3 protein-coding genes are annotated in these 2,604 nt (G+C 37.1%); 1 reads left to right on the top strand and 2 read right to left on the bottom strand.

Features of this window, described 5'->3' with window-relative positions:
* Positions 1-332 (top strand): hypothetical protein (locus tag AB1414_18955; GenBank protein MEW6609492.1); only part of this gene is annotated, 332 nt, incomplete at its 5' end.
* A gap of 146 nt (positions 333-478) precedes the next feature.
* Here AB1414_18955 and istB read toward each other — a convergent pair.
* On the bottom strand, positions 479-1,270 hold the full coding sequence (gene istB, locus AB1414_18950; protein ID MEW6609491.1) for an IS21-like element helper ATPase IstB: 792 nt from the start codon (positions 1,268-1,270) through the stop codon (positions 479-481).
* Between the two features lie 13 nt (positions 1,271-1,283).
* The coding region (istA, locus tag AB1414_18945; GenBank protein ID MEW6609490.1) for an IS21 family transposase at positions 1,284-2,604 on the bottom strand (1,321 nt) is incomplete at its 5' end.

Raw genomic sequence — 2,604 nt, 5'->3', positions numbered from 1 at the left:
CCCATTTCTCCATCAGCCATCTTGTCCCCCTCCTTTTTCAGTATAGATTGAGTAAAAACCCTTCTCTATATAAATCGGCAAAGGGGAACATTATCTTAAGCTATTTTTCGGATAGGCTCTTAGTAGATGGAATTGGTAGTCCAGGACTACCATTTATGATAGAGGCAGTTAAGGATAAAAAAAGACATTGGATGTGTAGAATTATAGTATTAGAAGTAATACCTGGTTTGGGAGATTCTATTATAAGAGAAGATGGGACTTTTAAATCAGTAGATGATAGGATAATTAAATTATTGATGGAGTTAATAGTGTCAATGGCAATTGAAAACTGAGCCATTTTTGGCAATTGAAAATTGACCCAGGGGGCTCCAATAATCCATCAAATTTGGCAATGAAAATTGACCCACCCCCCAACGCATTTGTGTTACGAAATTTCTTATTTCAATCACCAGAAGAACATCTATTGAGTATAATTATACTAAAAAATCTCGTTCTTTGCAACATTATAATTTGTTTTCTCAAAAAACATCCTCTTCTCCTTTAATCGGTAACTCTCTCCACGAATATTTATAGTTATAGAATGGTGCAATAACCTATCAAGTATCGCACTGGCTATTACAGGCTCACTAAATATCTTATCCCATTCACTATAACTCCTATTAGAGGTTATGATTATTGACCCTTTTTCATACCTGCTGCAAATCAACTGAAAAAAGAAGTTACTTGCTTGTTGATTAAATGCTAAATATCCTAATTCGTCTATAATCAGTAAATGCGGCTGCTTAAAACTCCTCATCTTCTGCTCAAAACTATTGTCTGATAAACTGGCTATCAGTTTATGTATTACCTTATCTCCAGTAATAAAGTATGTTTTCATCCCTTCCATACAAGCCCTTATCCCTAATCCTATGGCTAAGTGTGTCTTTCCCACTCCAGGCGGGCCTAAAAAGATTATGTTCTCTCCATTAGCCACAAACCGTAATGTCGCCAGCTCTTCTATCTTCCGTTTATCAATGGATGGTTGATATGAAAAATCAAACTGTTCTATCGTCTTCTTAAATGGAAATTGTGCCATCTGTATCCTGAACCTCAATGTGTGCTCTCGTTTATGAGCTATCTCTTCATCAAGTAACTGGGCTAAAAATTCACTGTAAGAAAGTTTCTCATCCAATGCCTTCTGACAATATTGATCTACTGTCTGTCCTATCCTCATCAAATTCAGCCTGCTTAACTTCTCTTGCAACTCCTCATAACTCGTTAATTTACCCATCCTTTTGCCTCCTTTATTCTGATATTTGGTCATAAATCTTTAATGACCTGGTTTCTACCTCTGGTATCCCATACTGCTTTAACATATCTGTCAATATCTCTTTAATCGAAACAAAATCACCTCCCCTCCTCGACTTAGACAGTTCCTGGCAGATGTTACGAATATAACTATAACCATAAGCCTCATATTTTAAGGCTCGCTCTATAGCAGCATTTACCTCATCCTGACCATAACTATACACTAATTCTAATATCTTCTTTACCTGCCAACTTAAATGCTCTACCTTGTTTTGTTTTAACCCTGACAAATACCTCCTATATGCCTCACCAAGATAACTAAATTCTCCATATATCCTCTGTCCTTCTATGCTATTTTGCTTAGGCACAATCCCCTTAATATGCTCAGGATTGGTTATCATCTGCCCTTTGCAGAAGCATAGATTATGACTGGCTATTAAATCTCCTCCAGCATAAATAAATATCTTCTCCTGACTATGACTAACCTTGATTGATAATTCCTTGTTATTGGCATACTTATACGGAACTGAATACCGATTACCTTGATAAGAGATATAACAGTCTTTACTGCTTTTACGGGATAGTTCCTGATAGTATTCATACCTCTTTGATGGTAAGGCTAAAAGATATTCCCTTTCCTGCTCTAACCGTATCACAGGTATCTCATTAGTAGTTCCATGGATGCGTTTATTAGCCACCTCATTCATCCAGTTGTTAGACCGATTGTTCAAATCAGCCAAATTCTTAAATTCTTGCCCCATAAAAAAATCCCTTTCTGCATACTGGTGAGGACGCTCTACCTTGCCTTTAGTCTGAGCTCGATATGGTTGGCATACCAATGGCTTAAACCCATAATACCTGGCAAAATCTAAAAACTGACTGTTCCATCTAATCCCATTATCATCATACCTCTCGATAACCACACACTTGACATTGTCATACAATATCTCATGAGGCACTCCGCCGAAATACTCAAACGCACTTATATGTCCATCAATAAAACTCTCTAAGTCATGCCTGAAATAATACCCATAATACAACATCCGTGAATATCCTAATACCATATTGAACCGTGATACTGATTTTGCTTCCTCATAGTCAGTAAATTTTACCCTCTTGTAAAAATCAAAGTCTACTTGAGCTTGCTGTCCAGGTAATGTCTCAAATCTCACTGTCGCTTCTTTTTCTTTCTTAACTCGAATCTCTCCTACATACAATCTAACTAATCTGCTTGAACCTGCATATCCTAACCCATTTATCTCTCGAAATAGTCGACTGGCGGTCAACATCGGTTCTCCTTCTATCTTCATCCGTAGA

It is taken from the genome of bacterium (genome assembly GCA_040755795.1).
Taxonomy (GTDB): Bacteria; UBA9089; CG2-30-40-21; order CG2-30-40-21; family SBAY01; genus JBFLXS01.
Note: the sequence above shows the minus strand (reverse complement) of the source record. Positions and strands in the feature narration are given on the sequence as shown.